Annotated in this window: 1 protein-coding gene; it reads right to left on the bottom strand. The window is 66.1% G+C overall.

What is annotated here, in order from left to right; translation table 11 throughout:
* The coding region (ctaD, locus tag HC031_RS32150) for an aa3-type cytochrome oxidase subunit I (protein WP_167929225.1) at positions 1-1,484 on the bottom strand (1,484 nt) is incomplete at both ends.

The following is a 1,484-nucleotide window of genomic DNA, read 5'->3' as shown; positions in this document are numbered from 1 at the left end:
GGCGGGTTGACCAGCGAGTGGCCCGGCGCGTGCTCGGGGAACTTCAGGTCGAACGCGGGACGCTCGGAGCGGATCCGCGGCATCCGGTCGAAGTTGCGCAGCGGCGGCGGGCAGGACGTGGCCCACTCCAGCGATGCGCCGTGGCCCCACGGGTCGTCCACCTCGACGAGCGGGCCGGCCGTGTAGGACTTCCACACGTTGTAGATGAACGGCAGGGTCGAGGCGCCGAGGATGAACGCGCCGACCGTCGAGAACGTGTTCAGGAAGGTGAAGCCGTCCTGGGGCAGGTAGTCGGCGTACCGGCGCGGCATGCCCTCGGTGCCCAGCCAGTGCTGGACCAGGAACGTGCTGTGGAAGCCGATGAACGTCAGCCAGAAGTGCACCTTGGCGAGGCGCTCGTCGAGCATCCGGCCGGTCATCTTCGGGAACCAGAAGTAGATGCCGGAGAAGACCGCGAACACGATCGTGCCGAACAGCACGTAGTGGAAGTGCGCGACCACGAAGTACGTGTCGGAGACGTGGAAGTCGATCGGCGGGGCGGCCAGCAGCACGCCGGACAGGCCGCCGAACAGGAACGTCACCAGGAAGCCGATGGCGAACAGCATCGGCGACTCGAACGAGATCTGCCCCTTCCACATGGTGCCGATCCAGTTGAAGAACTTGATACCGGTCGGCACCGCGATGAGGAAGCTCAGGAACGAGAAGAACGGCAGCAGCACCTGGCCGGTGACGAACATGTGGTGCGCCCACACGCTCATGGACAGCGCGGCGATGGCGATCGTGGCGCCGACCAGGCCCTTGTAGCCGAAGACCGGCTTGCGGCTGAACACCGGGAGGACCTCGGTGATGATGCCGAAGAACGGCAGCGCCACGATGTAGACCTCGGGGTGGCCGAAGAACCAGAACAGGTGCTGCCACAGCATCGGCCCGCCGGTCTGCGAGTCGTAGACGTGCGCGCCGAGCTGCCGGTCGGCGGCCAGCGCCAGGAGCGCGGCGGCCAGGATCGGGAAGACCATCAGCACCAGCAGCATCGTGATCATGATGTTCCAGGTGAAGATGGGCATCCGGAACATCGTCATGCCGGGCGCGCGCAGCGTCAGGATCGTGGTCAGCAGGTTGACCGCGCCGAGGATCGTGCCCAGACCGGAGATCACGAGACCGACGATCCACATGTCGGCGCCCACGCCCGGAGAGTTGATCACGTTGCTCAGCGGCGAGTAGGCGAACCAGCCGAAGTCGGCGGCGCCGGTCGGGGTGAGGAACCCCGCCACCGCCAGGGTGCTGCCGAACAGGTACAGCCAGTACGCGAACGAGTTCAGCCGCGGGAACGACACGTCCGGCGCGCCGATCTGGATCGGGACGATGTAGTTCGCGAAGGCGAACACCACCGGCGTCGCGAAGAACAGCAGCATGATCGTGCCGTGCATCGTGAACAGCTGGTTGTACTGCTCGGTGGAGAAGAACTGCAGCCCCGGCCGCGCCAG

It is taken from the genome of Planosporangium thailandense, assembly GCF_011947195.1.
Taxonomy (GTDB): Bacteria; Actinomycetota; Actinomycetes; order Mycobacteriales; family Micromonosporaceae; genus Planosporangium; species Planosporangium thailandense.
This window is presented reverse-complemented; position numbering and strand designations above follow the sequence as displayed.